At 61.1% G+C, this 17849-nt stretch carries 16 protein-coding genes, 1 tRNA gene and 1 pseudogene; 8 read left to right on the forward strand and 10 right to left on the reverse strand.

The window, feature by feature from the left end; all coding sequences use genetic code 11:
• The first annotated feature begins 2 nt into the window (after positions 1-2).
• Together G439_RS10760 and G439_RS0101785 are read left to right on the forward strand one after the other, a co-directional pair.
• Positions 3-4148 (forward strand): hypothetical protein, encoded by a 4146-nt coding sequence (locus tag G439_RS10760; protein ID WP_022867477.1) that lies wholly within the window; start codon positions 3-5, stop codon positions 4146-4148.
• 3 nt (positions 4149-4151) lie between these two features.
• The gene (locus G439_RS0101785) at positions 4152-4376 is read left to right on the forward strand and encodes a hypothetical protein (protein WP_022867478.1); all 225 of its coding nucleotides are present in this window, start codon (positions 4152-4154) and stop codon (positions 4374-4376) included.
• An 80-nt stretch (positions 4377-4456) separates the two neighbouring features.
• Here G439_RS0101785 and mscL read toward each other — a convergent pair whose 3' ends face one another.
• From mscL to G439_RS10765, 3 genes are all read right to left on the reverse strand, one after another.
• Positions 4457-4855, reverse strand: a complete 399-nt coding sequence (gene mscL / locus G439_RS0101790; protein WP_022867479.1) for a large conductance mechanosensitive channel protein MscL — start codon at positions 4853-4855, stop codon at positions 4457-4459.
• A 9-nt stretch (positions 4856-4864) separates the two neighbouring features.
• On the reverse strand, positions 4865-5503 hold the full coding sequence (locus G439_RS0101795; RefSeq protein WP_022867480.1) for an SAF domain-containing protein: 639 nt from the start codon (positions 5501-5503) through the stop codon (positions 4865-4867).
• A 95-nt stretch (positions 5504-5598) separates the two neighbouring features.
• Positions 5599-6177, reverse strand: coding sequence for a 5-formyltetrahydrofolate cyclo-ligase (locus G439_RS10765; RefSeq protein ID WP_022867481.1), 579 nt, complete (start codon positions 6175-6177; stop codon positions 5599-5601).
• A gap of 39 nt (positions 6178-6216) precedes the next feature.
• Here G439_RS10765 and G439_RS0101805 point away from each other — a divergent pair, with 39 nt between their 5' ends.
• The 6 genes from G439_RS0101805 to G439_RS12670 all read left to right on the forward strand — a co-directional run bounded on the left by G439_RS0101805 (position 6217) and on the right by G439_RS12670 (position 10898).
• Entirely contained in the window at positions 6217-7140 is a 924-nt protein-coding gene (locus G439_RS0101805) for a UTP--glucose-1-phosphate uridylyltransferase (RefSeq protein ID WP_026459283.1), read from the forward strand.
• Positions 7141-7143: 3 nt separating this feature from the next.
• Positions 7144-8373 (forward strand): molybdopterin molybdotransferase MoeA, encoded by a 1230-nt coding sequence (locus G439_RS0101810; RefSeq protein ID WP_022867483.1) that lies wholly within the window; start codon positions 7144-7146, stop codon positions 8371-8373.
• On the forward strand, positions 8373-9107 hold the full coding sequence (locus G439_RS10770; RefSeq protein ID WP_022867484.1) for a GNAT family N-acetyltransferase: 735 nt from the start codon (positions 8373-8375) through the stop codon (positions 9105-9107). The genes G439_RS0101810 and G439_RS10770 overlap by 1 nt, the downstream gene beginning before the upstream one ends.
• Positions 9108-9459: 352 nt before the next feature.
• Positions 9460-10311: a hypothetical protein gene (locus G439_RS0101820; RefSeq protein ID WP_243442530.1), complete on the forward strand. Its 852-nt coding sequence runs from the start codon at positions 9460-9462 to the stop codon at positions 10309-10311.
• A gap of 150 nt (positions 10312-10461) precedes the next feature.
• A tRNA-Ala gene (locus tag G439_RS0101825) sits at positions 10462-10537 on the forward strand.
• A gap of 220 nt (positions 10538-10757) precedes the next feature.
• The gene (locus G439_RS12670; protein ID WP_207382248.1) at positions 10758-10898 is read left to right on the forward strand and encodes a hypothetical protein; all 141 of its coding nucleotides are present in this window, start codon (positions 10758-10760) and stop codon (positions 10896-10898) included.
• A gap of 189 nt (positions 10899-11087) precedes the next feature.
• Here G439_RS12670 and G439_RS12895 read toward each other — a convergent pair.
• From G439_RS12895 to G439_RS0101855, 7 genes and pseudogenes are all read right to left on the reverse strand, one after another.
• Positions 11088-12119: pseudogene (locus G439_RS12895) on the reverse strand (recombinase family protein); the annotation flags it as partial.
• Positions 12076-12213, reverse strand: coding sequence for a hypothetical protein (locus G439_RS12595; protein WP_165544513.1), 138 nt, complete (start codon positions 12211-12213; stop codon positions 12076-12078). The pseudogene G439_RS12895 and the gene G439_RS12595, both read right to left, overlap by 44 nt.
• 386 nt (positions 12214-12599) lie before the next feature.
• Positions 12600-13007 (reverse strand): helix-turn-helix domain-containing protein, encoded by a 408-nt coding sequence (locus G439_RS12100; RefSeq protein ID WP_165544514.1) that lies wholly within the window; start codon positions 13005-13007, stop codon positions 12600-12602.
• Between the two features lie 62 nt (positions 13008-13069).
• Entirely contained in the window at positions 13070-13507 is a 438-nt protein-coding gene (locus tag G439_RS12330; RefSeq protein WP_161664802.1) for a helix-turn-helix transcriptional regulator, read from the reverse strand.
• Positions 13504-14322: a 23S ribosomal RNA methyltransferase Erm gene (erm, locus tag G439_RS0101845; RefSeq protein ID WP_022867487.1), complete on the reverse strand. Its 819-nt coding sequence runs from the start codon at positions 14320-14322 to the stop codon at positions 13504-13506. The genes G439_RS12330 and erm overlap by 4 nt, the downstream gene beginning before the upstream one ends.
• Positions 14323-14697: 375 nt before the next feature.
• Positions 14698-15882, reverse strand: a complete 1185-nt coding sequence (locus tag G439_RS0101850) for a restriction endonuclease (RefSeq protein ID WP_207382249.1) — start codon at positions 15880-15882, stop codon at positions 14698-14700.
• A 146-nt stretch (positions 15883-16028) separates the two neighbouring features.
• On the reverse strand, positions 16029-17267 hold the full coding sequence (locus tag G439_RS0101855) for a hypothetical protein (RefSeq protein ID WP_131333476.1): 1239 nt from the start codon (positions 17265-17267) through the stop codon (positions 16029-16031).
• Positions 17268-17849 lie beyond the last annotated feature (582 nt).

Raw genomic sequence — 17849 nt, forward strand, 5'->3', positions numbered from 1 at the left:
TCGTGGCTTCTAGTTTCTTCTCCCGGCACCACGATGCCGACGACGCGCAGAACGGACAGGACGCGGGCACTGCCTCGCGTCCCGACGAAACTCGTCCCATCGACCTGTCGACCGCCCTCGACACCTGGAAGAGGGAACTGACCCAGGTCACCAGCATCGATGGCGAGCAAGCGCCTCGACTGACCATCGGCCAAGCCCACCCCGGCGGTCTGTCCCAGCTATACACCGACCACCCGACCCGGCTCTCGCTGCTCATCCGCGAACCTGCTTCGCACCAGCGCGCCCTCGAACGGGCCATGACAATCATTGAAAGCGCCCAAGACCTCCAGGCACGCCACGGTGTGGGGACCGTCCACCTATCCATTGGGCAGGCCCGTTGGTACGACGATGGGCAAGCAATCACCTCAGCCGTTCTTCTGCGGCCAACATCGCTCGAACACAACGGTGACGATGTCATCATCCAGCTGCTTTCTGGAACAGAACTCGACCCCGTACTGCGAGCTGCCCTTAAAAAGCACGGTATCCAAATCTCCGCTGCAGACATCGTGGAACGAGCCACCACCGCCCACGGATTCTCCGCATCTCGAGCACTCGCGGACCTGCGTACAGCCGCCTCGGTCCTCGACCGTTTCGAATTGCGCGACGAACTCATTATCGGCATCTTCGAACACCCAGCCACCGGACTCCTGCGAGAACTCGACGGCACTGCGGTCGTTGCCTCCTCTGACATTATCCGCGCCCTAGCAGGCCACGAAGAGGCACAAACCCTGACCCGTGCGCCGCTGCCCGAAGGCAACCGCCTGGACCGCGATCCCTGGAAAGAACGCGGTGTGGGCGACCTGACGCCCAAACAGCAAGACGTCGTTGAAGCCATAGCTCAAGGACGCTCCGTTTTTATTGACATGCCAGACGGCGCGGACGACTCCACCCTCATTGGAGCGATCCTGGCTGACGCAGGGTCTAACGGTCGATCCGTCATCCACATCGCAGGTTCACCGTCGCGAACCGCACGCGCCGAACGACGGCTGCGCGACCTCGGAATCGACGAGATGGCAGTTCGCATCGACGGAGCATCGCGGACTAAGCGCGCCCTGGCTGCCAAAATTTCCTACGCCATCACCGATACCTCAGCCGTATCCGATCAGTCGCAGATCGACGAAATGCGTTCGCGCCTGCGAGAGGTACGCCAAACGCTGTCCTCATACACCACCTACCTGCACCGACCTTTCAAACACTTCGGGATCAGCGCCTTCGATGCCCTGCAGGTGCTCACCGATCTGACCAGCGCCAGGCCCAGCCCGTCGACAAAAGTGCGCTTGCGTGAAGACACTCTTTTCGCGGTCGCCAAAGACCAAGGCGTTAAGGCGCGCGAATTGCTCCACCGCGCGTGCGACCTCGGTATTTTCAACAGGGCCACCGAACACGCTGCTTGGAAAGGCATCGTCATTAATGCGCCCGAACAGGTCAATGACGTTCTCTCACGGGTCGCTCGCCTGGCAGACGAATCGCTGCCCCAATTGCGTGTCTACATGGGAGCAGTCGCAGGAGAAGCGGGTATCACCCCGGCATCGACCCTGGTCGACTGGGAACACCAACTCGAGATGTTCGAGGGCGTGCGCGCAGTCCTGGACGTCTTCCAACCGCAGATCTTCGAAAGATCCGCCGCAGACATGGTGATCGCCACCGCCCCCAAACAGTGGCGTCGCGACCACGGCATCAACATCAAGCGGGCCGAACGCTCCAGACTCATCAAGAAAGCTCAAGACTTTGTCCGTCCAGGAGTTCATATCGACGACCTGCACAAAGAACTCCTCCTGGTCCAGGAACGGCGAGAAGTGTGGCGAGCCCATTGCGAGGACGACGGCTGGCCGACACTACCCCAACGCCTCGACGAGATTGGGGCCCTGACCGCTTCCGTGCGCGAAGACCTTGATCGGCTCAACCCCTATTTCTCCACAGCACATCCGCATATGGAGAATATGAACATCGGCGAGCTTGCAGACTTGTTTGATCGCCTGACAGCTGACCCCGAGGGTGCCTACGAACTGCCCAAACGGGTGGGAGTCCTGAAAGAACTCAATGCGATGGGCTTGGACGGCCTCACCCAAGATCTACGCAAACGACACGTGCGTCGCGAATTGATCGACGCCGAGTTGGACCTCGCATGGTGGGCTTCCATCCTTGGCCTCATGCTGGCAAATGAGCCGCGCCTGGGAGGTTTTGACCCCGCTCGACTTGAGTCCACACTCCAAGCCGGACGAGAACTCGACCGTGAACAAGTCGCATCTTTGGTTCCACAAGCCATCGATCAGCTCCATCGACTGCGTCAGCAAGCACTGGCAACCCGACCCGAACAATACGAGACACTCACCGCCGCTCTCGACGGGCAAATCTCCGACATCGAATTGCTTGAAAAGTTCCCGCTGGCCCGTCACCTCGTTCCCGTTGTCATGACCGTGCCCACCCTGGTGCCCGCCATAGTCAAAGAAGGGCACAAGGTAGATCTGCTCGTCCTTGACGAGGTCGATGACCTGCCCCTTGCGGAACTCGTCCCCATCATTGCTCGAGCACGCCAAGTCGTGGTGTTGGCCGATCTTGACAACGCCACCGAAAATGGTGCAGCCCAGCGCCTTTCTTCAGTGTTGCCGCGCCTGCGTATGGATGTCAGCGGAGCACGGCTCAACGACCAGGTGGCACTACTACTGGCCCGCCACGGTTTTGACCACACAGGTGTTCCAGTGCCCTACACCTCCGTCAACGGGCCCGTGACCGCACTGTGGTGTGACGGCACTGGCATGCCAGCTCCCGGGGCCGCTGCCGTCGAATCCACCACCCCTGAAGTCGAAGCACTTGCAGAACTCATCATCAGCCACGCAGTCGAACAGCCGGATAGGACACTGGCCGTCATAGCGCTCAACTCGCGGCACGCACAGCGCATTCGCCAAGCCGTCACGAAGCTGCGTAGCGACGAGCCCGGCCTCGCCGACTTCTTCTCGAGCGCTTCGCCCGAACCCTTTGTTGTTGTCGATCCCAGCCAAGCTGCTGGCATTTCCAGGGATCGGATCATTATTAGCGTTGGATTTGCTAAAACACCGCATGGGCGAGTCATTCACGACTTCTCCGAGCTCTCCACCCAGCGCGGTGCCAACCTCATGGCTGACGTACTGCGAACAGTGCGCGCTGATCTCACTGTGGTTGCCAGTATTCGAGCCTCTGAGATTGACCGCAGCAGGCTCAACGCCGTGGGTGCTCAAATGCTCTTCGACCTGCTCGAAATTGCGCAAGGCCAATCCGGTGTCGGCTCCGACGGATGGCCGGTGCTCGAATCTGAACCGGATCGCCTACTCGTGGACCTGGCAGACCGGCTCTATGGTATGGGCCTGGAAGTTGTCCCCAACGTCGGCATTCCGGGAGGCATGAGGATCCCGCTGGCTATCGGACACCCGGATGTGCCGGGTCGTCTTCTGGTAGCGATCTTGACCGACGATGCCGAATATGTCAGTGAACCATCAATGCGAGTGCGCGATCGTATGCGCCCGGCCCTGCTTGAGGCTCAGGGATGGAAAGTGCACACCGCCTTGTCGATGGCTGTATTCATCGATCCAGGTAAAGAAGCTGACACAATCGTCCAGCTTGTTCTCGACGCGGTTGATGAAATCGCCGGACCAGTCATGGCAGTTGTCGACCCTCCGCAAGAAGCCCCTCATGAGGAGGAATTGCCCTCGATTGAGGACGAGTTCACAGGACCAATCGTCGTCGACGAAAACCCCGAACTCGATGATCTACTGGCCCAGACCAGTCAGGCTCGTGAACGAAGCGACGAGTTGCAGACCGGCATGATTGAAAAGATCGTGATCGAAGAAGCTAATGTCGAGAACCGTTATGAACGCCCCGCCATCGCAAGGGGCCTTCCCTTGGCGGCGTACTCGGATGACCAACTCGACGAAATGGCGATGTGGGTGCGCTCCGACGGTGTCGAACGTACGCCCGAAGAAACAGCCGAAGAACTGCGCCTGGCTCTGGGGATCACTCGAAGAGGCTTCCAGTCTGATGCTGTTTTGGGCAATGTGGTGCGCCGAACCCAGCCCATCGATGTCATGGAGAACCGGAGCGGCTCTGATTCAGAATCCGACGCAGAACAGGACTGAAGCGTGGCCGGAGCACATGCCCCCAAAAAGAAACGTAGGGTTGCCACCTACGTGTCACCGGTTGACCGCGACCTTTTAGATAAGGGTCTACCGCCGTCGTGGGAAGATCGTGTTCGGGCTGAAGATACCCGTCCAGGATCAATGGCAGATTCAGCTGACCGCGGCGACGGGGCAAATGATCGTCGACTGATCGACAATGTTCCGCCTCACTTTCAGGCACGAACCTAAAACGGCAGCTTCTTGACGATCAGACAAAATAGGGCCGGCCTGCACTCAACGGTGCAGGCCGGCCCTAAGTGATCAAAGGATCACAGAGACTTCTGAGCCTTGAGGGCATCGCGGATTTCCACGAGCAGCTGAGCCTCGTCAGACAGAGCGGGAGCGTCCTCTTCGGTGGTCTCCTCAGCGGCCTTGCGCTCAGCCAGCTTGTTCATCGGGACGACAATGAACAGGTAGAGGGCAGCTGCAACCAGCAGGAAGTTCACGAGGGCGGTGATGACAGCACCGGGCTGAACGACCGCGTCGCCGAGAGAAAACTCGAGGAAGTTATCAAAGTTCGGCTTGCCCACGAGGCCGCCGATGAGCGGGTTGATGACCTGCTCGACCAGGGCAGTCACGACTGCGGTGAAGGCTGCGCCAATCACCATGCCGACGGCCAGATCAATGGCGTTGCCACGAGAGATGAAGTCTTTGAAGCCCTGAATCATGGGGTTCTCCTATTCGGTCGCCTGATCCGGTGGATGTGAGCCGCGTAAGACCAAGCTAAGTGTGCTGGTTCCCGACTGTCCGAGAACCTGTTGTACTGACGAAGAATCGACGATGACGTCGGCTCTTACTGAATAGGACGCCTCCCATTGGGAGACGTCCTCGTTCGAAAGAGAGGCTATTAGGACTTTCGGCACCAATAAAGTAGCTGGACAGACGGTTTCGTCACACTCAACAGGAATGCTCCATAGATCCACCACGTCACCAGCGGCTAACTCAGGAACATGAGCGGCATCCAACACCAAAGAAACCCTCGATTTCCCAGACGAAAGTGCCCGTGATTGTGCAGACCCAGCCAAGAGGGACTCCGTGATGATCGTGCCCCGAGCAACTTTAGGGCCGCGCCAATGTGACCCGATCGACTTTACGTTGGGTACAGCATCGGCTGGCGCAGCCCGCGAGGGTACTCGTACAAGAGTGAAATTCTCATTGGACAGTTCCTGACCCTCTTCAAGGTCTTGTGAAGCCACCAGGACATGCATGCCTGGTGACGCGCCGTAAAGAACAACGAAAATGCCCATCACAATGGCCAGAGCCGACAAGGAAACCAGGAGGCGTTTAAGAAAAGGCCAGGAAGATAAAAACGACATGGCACGACTATCGGTCCGAATCTCGCCTCTTTTCCAGGCTCGGCGCAAAAGCTGTGGATTCAAACGGCCACCGAAAAGCTGTGGATAAAGACGGCTCAACCGCCCAAGATCACACCAGCACTTGGAGTGATCACCGCATCCACTCGGCAGTCATGATCCTCAACAGGCCACGTCGCCTCATCGACAAACTCAGCGTCGAAAACCGCGGCCACCACAGCCACCCCAGCGCGGCGCTCGAGCAAGGCTCGGTCATACCAACCCCCGCCCTGTCCTAAACGATTGCCCCGTTGATCGACAGCCAAAGCCGGCACCAGGACGACATCGACTCCAGCCAAAGCATCGGCACCAAGGATCGGAGTATCCGGTTGCGCCGGCCATGCAGGATCAGGTTGAACCAGACTGGCGCCGCCCTCGTGCCACCCCCACGCGGGTTCCAATAAACGTGAGCCGTTCGCCACAAGCACGGGCAATAATGCGCGCCGACACTCACGGACAATTCCCATGACATCCGGCTCACTGCTTGTCGGAACGAAAAGAGCCGCCGGAGATGAAGTGGACACACCTAGCTCAGCGAGCACCGTCCGCCATGACTCCAAAAAATCCTCGGCCAGTGCGTGGTGGTCACGCCTGGCCCTGCGGATATCCGCCCTGATTAACGCCTTGCCCTTACTCATCGGTGCCCTCCAGGCTTGCCGTCGGCTAATGTTTCAATCATGGCAGACAAGAACCAACCAGTAGTCCACGCAGTTGTCCCGTCAGCAGGTCGAGGAACACGATTCCTTCCCATTACGAAGTCAGTGCCCAAAGAGATGCTGCCGGTGGTTGACCGGCCTTCCATTGAATACATCGTGAGAGAAGCCACCGAGGCTGGTATCGAAGATGTCCTCTTCGTGACACGCGCCGGAAAAACCTCCATCGAAGACTACTTTGACGCCGAAGAAGGCCTTGAAGCAGAACTCGAAAAAGCAGGCAAAACCCGAGCTCTCGAATACGTTCGCGAATACAAGAAGTACGCCCGCATCCACTCGGTCCGACAGGGCAAACCACTGGGACTGGGACACGCAATCCTCCAGGCCAAGCGCCACGTCGGCGATGCCCCCGTTGCAGTCATGCTTCCCGATGACCTCATGGAACCTCACGCCAAACTCCTAACCAGGATGATCCAAGTGCGTCACGCCCTTGGCGGCACGGTTGTTGCGCTCATGAAAGTCACTCCCGAGCAAGCCACCGCATACGCCTCAACCTCCGTTGAGCTCCTTGACATTCCAGAAGGAGTTGACCTGGAGGACGGACAACTCGTCAAAATCACTGACGTTGTTGAAAAACCCCCGCTTGATGAGGTCAAGTCGGAATACGCTGTCATCGGCCGCTACCTGCTCGACCCCGCGGTCTTCGAAGCGCTTGAAGATATTGAACCTGGAGCAGGCGGTGAATACCAGCTCACCGATGGCTACGCGCGCATGATTGACCTTGATCCGGCCCAAGGCGGCGGACTGTACGGCGTCGTCCTCGACGAACGTCGCTTCGACACCGGCGACAAACTCGGCTACATCCAAGCCAACGTCGCGCTCGCCCTCGAAGACCCAGAACTAGGGCCCGAACTGCGCGAATACCTGCGAGCTGAACTCGAGGACTGACCGATGCGCTCCGTCGCCGACTTCTACCAAGACTGCATCGCCGCAGTCGGCCAGCAACCGCCCCTCGAGGTGCAACTGGCCGACGCGGTCTCATGCGTCCTTGCTGAGAACGTCCAAGCTCCCTTCGACCTGCCCGTAGCCGACCTGGCAGCCTGCGACGGCTATGCGGTACGTTCCGCAGACCTCGAAGGAGCCAGGCCTGACCACGAGGTCGAGCTGAGAGTCATGGAAGAAATCCGTGCGGGCGACATTAACCCCGCCGCTCTCGTCGCAGGCACCGCCATCCGCATTGCGTCGGGTGCCCCCATGCCTTCCGGGGCGGACGCGGTCATCGCCCTCGACTTCACCGACCGAGGCATTGCCTCCGTCAAAGTGCGTACCAGGCCAGCTGTCGGTGAAAATATCCGACGCAGAGCCGAAGACGTTGAAGAAGGCACAGTTGTCCTGAAATCCGGCACCCGAGTCGGAGCTCGCCAAGTTGCGCTCCTGGCAGGGGTTGGCCGCTCGCGTGTCCTTGTCCACCCGCGTCCGCGGGTCGTCATCTTGTCCATCGGAGACGAAATCGTCGAACCCGGGCGCCAGGCCCGCCCCGGCACCGTCTTTGATGCCAACGGACACGCTCTCTCAACGGCAATCGCCGACGCGGGAGCACAAACTTTCCGCGTGGCCGCAGTGCCAGACGAACGTAAAAAACTACGCGAAACCATTGAGGACCAGTTGGTGCGAGCCGACCTCATCCTGACCACGGGCGGAATCTCCTACGGTTCCGGCGACACCGTGCGCGAAGTTCTGGGCGCCCTAGGCACGGTGCGATTCGACAATGTCGCCGCGTGGCCAGGCCACATCCTGGGTGTCGGATCAGTAGGAGGGGACGACTCCGGTCAAGGAGGAACCCCCATCTTCTGTTTGCCTGGTGATCCCGTGTCGGCCCAGGTGTGCTTCGAGATCTTTGTGCGTCCCGCGCTGCGACACATGCAGGGCTGGACGGTCCTGAACCGGCCCAGCGTGCGTGCCACAGTGGACCGTTCCTGGTACTCACCGCGTGGTCGACGCGAGTTTGTGCGCGTGCGCCTCGTAGGTGATCCCAAGAGCGGATACCAAGCGAAAGTCATGGGTGCCCCCGCCTCGCTGCTGCTATCGGCGCTCGCGGAATCTAACGCCCTCGCCGTAGTCCCAGAAGATACGACTAATGTGCGAGCCGGCGATCGGCTCCAATGCATGGTCCTGGACTGATGCCCCTTTTTGCGCGTGTGTGGGGTCGCCTTCCCGGCGACCTGACGGTGATCTGTATCGACCCTGTGGGGCGCGGTTTCATCCGGCCGTCCTCCACGGGGGCGTCACCGGACCCGCAACGCATCGTTATCCGGCCTGCCCTGGGGTCAGATCACGTTCGGATTGACACAGCACGGCGAAAAAATCACTCCTTCTTAGGTCAATGGGAGGCGACTCTTCCGGCAGGCAGTGACGAAGTTCTGCCCAGCCTGCGTGAATATTGCCGTCAGGCAGACCGGCAAGCGCGCAGAGGTGAGGCTCTTGTCATGGTTGTCGAGGCTGACGGCGTTGTTATTGGACAGTTTTCGTTGTCGAATGTCGTGCGCGGAGCAATGTCGCAAGCCATGCTGGGCTACTGGCTGGTTGAGGCGTGGGCTGGTAGGGGAGTGGGAGCTTTGGCCGGCGCGGTGGTCCTCGACTTGGCCATTGGGGAGTTGGGGCTGCATCGGGTTGAAATCTGCGTGCGTCCTGAAAACGGCCCGTCGATGGCGCTATGTCACAAGTTGGGGTTGAGGCGCGAGGGCGTGCGTGAACGCTACATGCACATTGGCGGGCAGTGGGCTGATCATGTCGCCTTCGTGTGCGATGCAGAGGGGATGCCTGCTGGCGGCCTCGTCCTTCATCATTGGGGAGTTGGACTCGACGAGCCTGGGCGCGGTGTAGAGACGGCCAGTAATGCTGGCGGACAGATGTGAACAGTGTTGCTGATGTGACACGTGTTGCCCACTTGCTATGTGAGAGGCAAAAAACCCGCGTTTGAAACCGAACACTCCACCGATCCTGACCCCAGAAAGCGCCAAGCTCATTTAGCGTGAACGAGTGGAGTACGGCGGACTGATCATCATTGCAACCTTGGTTATCATCCTGTCCACCGTGCCGCACCTGGTTGCCCGTCGAACGGCGATCACACAATCCCGAGAGATCGATCGATTCTCCCCGCGGATGCGCATCATCAAAAACCCGGAACCGCTCACACGCAACTGCACGCAATCAACAACAGCGATCCTCGCACTGCGAAGAGTGGCCGTCCTCGAGAGTGGAGACAACATGGAACGAGCAGCCTCCAAGCCGCAAGTCCGCGTTGACCGGCGCGCGAATCACAACGTCCGTGAGATCGCTAAGTTGCGAGCCCGACGGGCAGCCCGCATCTCCGCAGAAGCCGCTGCCGGGCGTCGCCGCATGGTCATCAGCGCCGTGCTCGCCCTCGTCACCGGAATCGTTGCCATCGTCGCAGCACTAACGCCGATGAGCCTGGCATGGACGCTGGTGTCCGGACTCGCCCTCGCGATTGAGCTCGGGACATCGCGTTTGGCTGCAGTTCGATCCGAAAAAGCGGCGCAACGTGAAGCCAAGATGCTTGCCGAGCTGCGTGGCGGCAACCAGCACGACCGCGTACAAGGCGACGGCGATGCGCCTGCGGATTCCCATGCGCAGGAATCACAGGTAGTAGCTCGCGAAGCCATCGTAGAGACTCGCGTCCAGGTGATCAGTGAAGGTGCCAAGACAGAGTCAGTCGAACCAATCGAAGATGAGGCAAACGCAGAGGAAGTGAGCACTGATGCCAGTGCTTCTGCCGGTGACCAACCAATCGATACGACCGCGGTGGACCAAACTGACGATGACGCAGTGCTCAGCGAAGCAACGGCTTCGGTGGAACGGCGTACCTGGTCAGTGGCGTCAGTGCCTGCACCCACCTATGCCATGCGGGGGCGAATCGCTGGCCGCATGGTCCATCCCGACACCGACCTGCGGGGGATTCCGAAGGTTGAAGCACGCGTTCCGGCGCGTCCCAGCGAAGTCACTTTGACCTCTGGTACGCGCTCCACCGATCAGGTTGTTGCCTCTTCTGTTGTGGCGCTGGATCTTGACGCTGTGCTGGAGGCCCGTCGAGCACTGTGACCACAGCATTTAGTGCATGGACATACAGCGCGTGGGGAAGCTGTGTGCAGGGCAGTAAAATGTGGCCTTGGCTGGCCCGTCGTGAGGCATGCAACGTCCAGGTGATTTCGCATCTAGAGCTTAGGCAGTGTTAGACTCGCACTCGTCCTTGGGGCTATGGCGCAGTTGGTAGCGCGTCTCGTTCGCAATGAGAAGGTCGGGGGTTCGAATCCCCCTAGCTCCACCAGATTGGATGTATTAGAACACCTGACATCGGTTGATGTGGGTGCGAGGGCGGCGAACGGCTCGTTGAGCTGGATCGCCGCTTTTTCGTCTTCGGTGATGAGGATGCGTTGGTAGAAGGCTTGGTTGGCGAGCCGTTTCCCGTGGTCGTCGGTGCGCTCATACGTGGTGGCGCAGTCGGCGAGGAGTCGTAGTGCGGTGGCGAGGTGCTTCCGGGGGCCTTCGTGATCACGCCGTTCCGCTTCCAGCCGCCGGGTGACGTCGTTCAGGGCAACCCGGATGCGGTCTTGGTGGCGTTTGAGGGTGTCGAGGTCGATGGCATCGGCGAAGTGGGCCTCGAGGAGCTTGTCCGCCTCGCTCTCTAGCCGGGTCTTGGTAGCGGTGAGGTCGTCGATGGCCTGGGAGCGTTCGGCAAGGCGTTGATCGAACTCGGCTTCGACCCGCCCTGCGAGTTGCTGGTACCTGCGTTCGGTGATGGTGATCTGTTGGTAGCAGTCGGCAACGAGTTGCTCAGCGACGCCAACGGGCACCGCCCTACGCGTACAGGCGGTGCGCTTCGTGGCTCGGCCGCTGCAGATGTAGTAGGCGTAGCGAATACCTTGCTTGTTGCGGGCATAGTCGAGCTGCAACCGCGCCTTGCAAGTGCCGCAGTACAGGGTGCCTTTCAGGTAGTGGTCGTGCTTGCGGCGGCGTTCGCCGGCGGTGGCGCGGGTGTCCAGAAGAGTCTGAACCTGCTGCCACGTCTCTACACCGATGATCGGTTCGTGGGCGCCGGGGTGAAGAGCCCCTTGGTAGCGGACCTGCCCGATGTAGTACGGGTTGCGCAGCAGTTTGAAGAACGTGGACCGCCCCACCGGCCCCGACGGACGCTTCGGCGTCGGCACCGTGGTCAATCCTCGTGCGGTGGCTTCGGTGAGCAGGTCGGGGACGGTGTGCTCGCCTTTGGCGTAGGTTTCGAAGGCCCACCGGATGAGGGGCGCACGGTCGGGGTCGATCTCAACGGTCCGGTACTCCCGACCCTGCGCGTCGCGCTTGCGGATGTTGCGGTAGCCGATCGGTGCCCGGCTTGGAGTGCCGCCTGCGGCGACTTTCTGGGTCATGCCCTTGGTCACTTCGGCGGCGAGGTTGCGGGAGTAGAACTCCGCAATCGAGGACATGATCCCGTGCAGCAGCATCCCCGACGGGGTCTCGTCGATGTTCTCGGTGGCGGAGACCAACTGGACACCGGCGTCGATGAGCTGGCGGTGGATGTCGACGTCATCGAGCCGGTTACGGGCCAGCCGATCCACTTTGTGCACGATGCAGTAGGTGACCTGATGGGTCGCAATGTAATCCAGCATTCGCTGCAGCTCGGGCCGCTTCGCCGACCTGGCTGACTCGCCGGCGTCGACGAACTCCGCGACCACCTGGGCACCAAGGGTTTCGGCTTTGCGGCGGTTCGCCTCACGCTGGGCCGGGATGGAGAATCCTTCGTCGCGGCCGCCGGTGGTGGCTTGTTCCTTGGTGGAGACCCGCTGGTAGGTCACCGCCGTCACCCGCCCCTCACCCGGGACGGTCAGGATCTTCGTGTCGGCGGTCGTCGTCATGGTTGGTGGTCCTCGTCGTCGAGTCGGCTACAGGTGCGGTCTGGTCGTGGAGGCGGTCGGCCAGGTGCAGCACTAGCGCGACCAGCCGGTCCATGTCTGGCTCGCCCCGGGGCACGGGTTCGGCGATCAACCGCCGCCCGTTCGGTGTGGTGCGTGCATGCCTCATGCCCCACAGGTGGACACCCCACCCCAGAACCCACGGGGACAGTTGGAGTGGTGACGGTTCCGGAAAATGTCCGGCACCGACTCTTCGACCGGAGTCGAGCAGGGCGGTGGCGGGTGGGGTGGTTCACGGCGGGGGAAAATTTCCCCAGCCGTGCAACCCAACCGGATGGTGCACGATCCGCACTGCCTCGCCGCGGCCCCCGATACCGGGGTCCCACTGACGGCTCACTCTGCAGGTGCGCACCGTGCCCCAGATGGAACACCCTGGCAGTGGCCTCCACGACTACTCCAGGTAAGGGGCTTGTGTCGAGCAGATCAGGCATGAATGCGCAGATCACCGTCTAATCTGCGCGTATCCCGGACATCGTCCGGGGCGGGCAGCGGCTGCCCGCACCACAAGCAACCCGTCAGATCGTCTGCCGTCTGTCGGGTCCGCTGGTGATACTGGTTGCGGTATGCGGTTGGGGTGACGCCCATGATCTTGGCGAACTGCCCCGCCGCATGACCACGATTCCGCCACCCCACCCGGACCCCAATGTCGGCGATCGTCATGTCCGACTCCCGCAACAGGCGAGCCATCTCCCGCACCCGCAACCGAGCCAGCAACATGATCGGCGGGACGCCGAACTGCTCCACGAACAGGCCCCCGAGCCGCGACGGCGACAGATGGGCATCCTGTGCGAGTTCGGCCAAGGTCCACCGGTGAGCGAGATCAGCTCGCATCCGAATGACCGTGTCACGGATCTCTGTCCTGGTAGGGCCGAGGCCAGAGTGCTCTGTGGCCGTCATCGGGGCAACTCGCTTCGCTGTCCACAGCACGGGCATTTCAGGCTTGCTCGTTGGGTCGCGGTACGTCGATACGCGGATGGGCTGACCCCGACGATGGCGGTGAACTGTCGTGCGGCGTGGCCGCGGCTGCGCCACCCGACCTGTGTCATGGCGACACCGATCGGAAGATCAGTCTCTATCAGGAGCTCGGCCAGTATGTGGGCGCGAAGGTGAGCCAGGTACTGGATGGGAGGCATCCCGAAACGTTGGCTGAAGGCCCTGCCCAATTGTGACGTAGACAGGTGCACGAGGTCGGCAAGGTCACGAAGTCGCCAATCCCGTCCGGGGTCTTGAGCGAGGAGCCGTGCTGCATGGTGTACGGCTGTCTCAGTCGGGCACGCATGGCTGGGGGTGGTCTCGTCCGGGCAGACTCGCCACGAGGGGTCGATGCTCATCGCCGCCGCCTTCCTGAGGACGACTGCGTGCGGCGGGACGGTGGCGAGGAGCCCGTGGTCTTGAACAAGTCCACCCATGCCTCGACGGGCAGGTCCTTCGGCAGTCCGGCAGCGTTCACGCCCTGGCGTGTCAGCCACGCCTGTGCCGCCTGTGGCGAGCCGAGCGAGGTGTTGCGCGCGAGGATCTGGGCCAGCCCACGTCCGGGACCGGTGTAGACGCGGTGGACCAGGGCATGGAACTGGCGTCGCCCTGCCGGCGACAGCAGCGGATGTTCGCGACGGTGAATGGTGAGGATTCCGCCGTCGACTCCCGGACGCGGGGTGAACGCGCGAGCGGGAACACGACTGTGCAACGTGAAGGTGAACCAGGGCGCCCATTGCGCGGTCATCATCGTGGCACCGCCAACGCCCGCTCTGCGCCGCGCAACTTCCCATTGCACGAGCACGATGGCATCGGTCCATGCCGGGGCGTGCAGGATGCGTCGCAGCATTGCCGTGGTCTGGTGAAACGGCAGGTTGCCGACGAGCACATGCGCAGACGTGGGAAGCCGGTAGGTCAAGAAGTCATCGGCGACGACCTCCACGTGCGACGGGAGCCGTTGGGCCAAGCGTCGGGCGAGCCGGGTGTCGATCTCGACGGCTGTCACCGGTCGCCCGAGCTGGGCCAACGGCGAGGTGAGTGCTCCGTCACCGGGGCCGATCTCGATGATCGGACCCTCGGTGGCGGACACGAGCCGTGTGATCGTGGCGACGGTGGATGGGTCAGTCAGGAAGTTCTGGCCATGCTCATGACGGCCACCTCGATAGGTAGGCACTGTTTGCTCCGTGGTTGTTGCGGAGCCGGGCACGCTTAAAGAGCCGCCCGGCCGTGATCACCGGGGGCGGGAGCAACAACGCGTGGGAGTGTGCTCGCCGCCGTCAGCGGCTGCGCAGACGCAGCGAAGCAGTGCCGTAAACCAACATGCCAACCAGCGTAGGCGACCCCACCGCCACTCGGCGACCCAATAACCCGTCCATGCGTCAAAGACGCGCAGATCCGTATCACCACCGGCCAGAACCAGCTCACAGTCTGTCCGTGCCCGACGAGCCTCCACACCTCCGCGAGTGACCCCATAGAGCTGCCACGCGTCTTGCAGATCGAGGGCACGGTGCTCCAGATGGCAGTGCTGACGCCTCGCTGAGCGAGTTTGCTAGTCGCTTGAACTTGACCGCAAGGCGTAGGTCGCGATGAGGTCTGGTCGTTCAGAGAGGAGCGTTTCTAGGCGACTATCCGGCCAAAGCTCTATGAATGGCATCTTTCCGTCGGCATTGTGCTTCTCCACGACTGCCACTGCATCTGATGTGAATCTTCCGCTCGTAGCAACGATCAGCCCTCGAATGACTGGCGGTTCCCATGTCGACAGCGCAGCCATTGCAGTCTGAATATCAATCGGCGCAACCGACTTGCTGGTCCAGTGCTTCGCTTGGATAACAACGCGCTCAGTCCGGGTCGTTCCCCCGTCATCACGAATCACGCGCTCGGCCGAAAGGTCTCGTCCCCGATCCGGTGCACGGGTCTTCATGAGCCAATCAACGTTCTGGTAGCTCGGGAATCCCATGAAGAGATCGAAGAGCAACCGTTCGAACGCTTCATCATCGAGCGTGGCCCACAATATCGCGGTGGAGATGCCCCCGGCCGGGCCAGCCGATGCCGCCTGCCCTAGGTCGATGTCAGGGACAGGGAGTGGATCAGCCTCTGAGAGGCTGGCGGCTTCAAGATCAACGCGAACAGAAGGCCAGTCCAGCTCGGCAATGTCGTGCCAGTCGTGCCCTTGACTGAAGTGCATATGACGATGCATGTCGCCCCACCGTCCACTACGTTCGGTAGTGTCTCCGAGGAGTCCTTCGATCTCAGCGAGGGCTGCCTTGACCGCAGTGGTCCGTTCATCCGCGAGAGTCTCTGACGAGTCTCGCGGCACACCCTCAATGATCTTGGGGAGGGTATCTGTAATGGTCCTCGCAAGGGTCGTGAGGCGATCGCGAATGGCGCGACGGCGTGCTTGCCCCAGCCGGAAGCGGTAGTCCGCGAGCTGAGCGCCGGGCTCCCGTAGTTCATTCATGAGGTCGAAAGCCGGCTCGCCAATATCGAAGTAGTCAATGAATGCCTGGCCAGCCTCGTCGATGTCAGGAAGTGACTTATCGATGGACCATCCGTCGATGGGTGGTAAGCCCGGCAATAGAGCGTCCCATGTTCGCCGCAGATCTTCGTACTCTCTGCTCGATCCACGAGCGGGCCCTGAGGGGATCATGGGTTCAGCGCGTTGCCAAACAGCTTCCAACTTGGCCAAGTTGGCCGCAGCGCTGTCCATCACTTGAAGAAGCTCGTCGAGGTCCACGCTCAAGTCTCCCACGGTGTAAAGGTAGCTGCATGGCCTCAGCGACACCAGGCGGAGGTCCTCTCTCGCCCGAGGGCGCGGGCATTGAGGCCTTAGCCTCGATCTGCAAGAGGCGTGGGCGGCTGGGCGTCGGCCGCCTCACGGCGCTAGCCTGGCCCAGATTTGAGGAAGTGCGCCGGTCCATACTGGGACAGCGACCAGCGGCCTACCTGCCACTCTGGGGCGGTTTTTCCACTCTCGTCGATCCGGACCCAGCGCAGATCTGTCTGATGTCGCTCGGCATTGACAGTCAGTCTGACGTCAGTATGCGCGACTGCTGCCGCCACGTGGCGGACGCGGAGGATCTCCCACTCTTCAAGTCTCAACTCTTGGTAGAGGAACTTTGCCTCTTCGGCGAGCTGACCGACGGGTCGCTGCGTGGGGCCAAACTGCATGAAGTGTTGGCCCATTGGGCCCCATTGGCGTCTACTCCAGCGTTCGAGAAAGTCCGTGCAGGCGGCGACGAGTTCCGAGGGGTGATCGCTAAACGATCCCTTCTGGTGTTCATGGGGTTCCCATTGGTCAAGTCTGGTCTTGTCCGCTTGTACTTCGCGCCAACGTGCCAGCGCCTCGCGAAACGTTGGGACGGGCTCAACCGGGGCTGCTTGGCGTCTCCGGGAGTCGGCCCAGTCGGCGACTGCGAACAGCCTGTTCCATGCCTTTGTCGCGACGACTTCATTGTCGTAGTTCACCAGTGTTCCATGCATGATTCCGTTACGGGATAGTTCGGTGGTTTCATCCACGCTCATCTTGTAGTGGCCCTTGATGAATGACTGGTGGGCGTGGCTGAGGCCCAGGTGGTGCCCAACGACGCTGTCCCAAGCAACCATGTCCTCGGGTGGCCGCGCATGCAACCCCTTGCGTTGAGCGGTGTCCAAGTCGTTGACGAACCCATCCATGACTGAGAGTAAAACGAGAACGGTGCTGTAGAAGCGACCTGCTTCGTAGTCAACCAGGGCCTTCCGCAGCAAGGGGATGCGCGGCCGCATCTCGTCGAATCGGTTGAGTCGGCGAAGCGGGAATGAAATTCGCTCCTGCGTTTGGTAATACTCGATGAGCCGCCGCTCAGCGACCTCAGGGTCTTGAGCTGAGATGATTTCAGCGATGGCTTCTAGATTTAGATCGCCAGTGAAGACCCAGCTGCGGGGACCCAGTAGGGCATAGAACGCGTCGACAGTATCCGTGATCCGCCGATGCTCTTCTTGGAGGCGCTTGAGTTCCTTTCGCTGGTCTCGTGGCAGCAGGAATCCCAGCAGTCTGAACGCAGCCATCTGCTGCTCCAACTCCCTGACTGAGGGGAGATCGCGCGCAGACCCGTAGGGGGTTGCCGGTGGATGGTCCGTCATGCCGATAACGCTAGCGGTGAGTGCAGGCAAACCGTGACGGACCGCACTCCTCCGGCTCGTGGGCGCGCTACACACGTCATCGCGTTTTCGCCCACACCGTGCCTCGATGGACTTCAAAGCGCTTCGCAACAGCAGTGGCACTCTGACCGTCGCTCCGGGCGGTTCGGATCGTGTCCACTTCCTCCGGCGTCAGTGGTGTTCGGGACCGTCTCGTTGGGTTCAACACCACCCCGGGACCTTGCTCGGGGGCTGCCAGTTCCTGGCTGGCCAAGCCCCGTTTGGCCTGTTCCCACGCGGAACTCAGCCGTTCCAGCCGCTCCCAGGTGTTCGGGCTGAGTCCACCGGCGTCCACCAGATAGAAAACGGCTCCAACATTGAGGAAACTTGATGTTGGAGTCGTTTCGAATATAGCCACAAAAAGCCTACTGCAGGCATTGGTGTAACCACTGGGGCATTTAACCCTGTCTTGCACCGTCAGCTCATTCCCCTGACCTTAAGTGGTGTAGGCATTGGGTTTAATCCTGTCTTGCGTCCGTGGGTAGGTGTGGTTGACGTTCGCGGGGTGCTCTTTGAGGGGCGCCC

The organism is Schaalia vaccimaxillae DSM 15804 (assembly GCF_000420425.1).
Taxonomy (GTDB): Bacteria; Actinomycetota; Actinomycetes; order Actinomycetales; family Actinomycetaceae; genus Pauljensenia; species Pauljensenia vaccimaxillae.

Coding starts and splice junctions, on each gene's coding strand:
- G439_RS0101795 (WP_022867480.1), bottom strand. CDS start 5,503: ATGTCGTTTTTATCTTCCTGGCCTTTTCTTAAACGCCTCCTGGTTTCC.
- G439_RS0101805 (WP_026459283.1), top strand. CDS start 6,217: ATGGCAGACAAGAACCAACCAGTAGTCCACGCAGTTGTCCCGTCAGCA.
- G439_RS12100 (WP_165544514.1), bottom strand. CDS start 13,007: ATGCGAGCTGATCTCGCTCACCGGTGGACCTTGGCCGAACTCGCACAG.
- G439_RS10765 (WP_022867481.1), bottom strand. CDS start 6,177: ATGAGTAAGGGCAAGGCGTTAATCAGGGCGGATATCCGCAGGGCCAGG.
- G439_RS0101810 (WP_022867483.1), top strand. CDS start 7,144: ATGCGCTCCGTCGCCGACTTCTACCAAGACTGCATCGCCGCAGTCGGC.
- mscL (WP_022867479.1), bottom strand. CDS start 4,855: ATGATTCAGGGCTTCAAAGACTTCATCTCTCGTGGCAACGCCATTGAT.
- G439_RS0101855 (WP_131333476.1), bottom strand. CDS start 17,267: ATGACGGACCATCCACCGGCAACCCCCTACGGGTCTGCGCGCGATCTC.
- G439_RS0101820 (WP_243442530.1), top strand. CDS start 9,460: ATGGAACGAGCAGCCTCCAAGCCGCAAGTCCGCGTTGACCGGCGCGCG.
- G439_RS12595 (WP_165544513.1), bottom strand. CDS start 12,213: ATGGACCGGCTGGTCGCGCTAGTGCTGCACCTGGCCGACCGCCTCCAC.
- G439_RS10770 (WP_022867484.1), top strand. CDS start 8,373: ATGCCCCTTTTTGCGCGTGTGTGGGGTCGCCTTCCCGGCGACCTGACG.
- G439_RS12330 (WP_161664802.1), bottom strand. CDS start 13,507: ATGAGCATCGACCCCTCGTGGCGAGTCTGCCCGGACGAGACCACCCCC.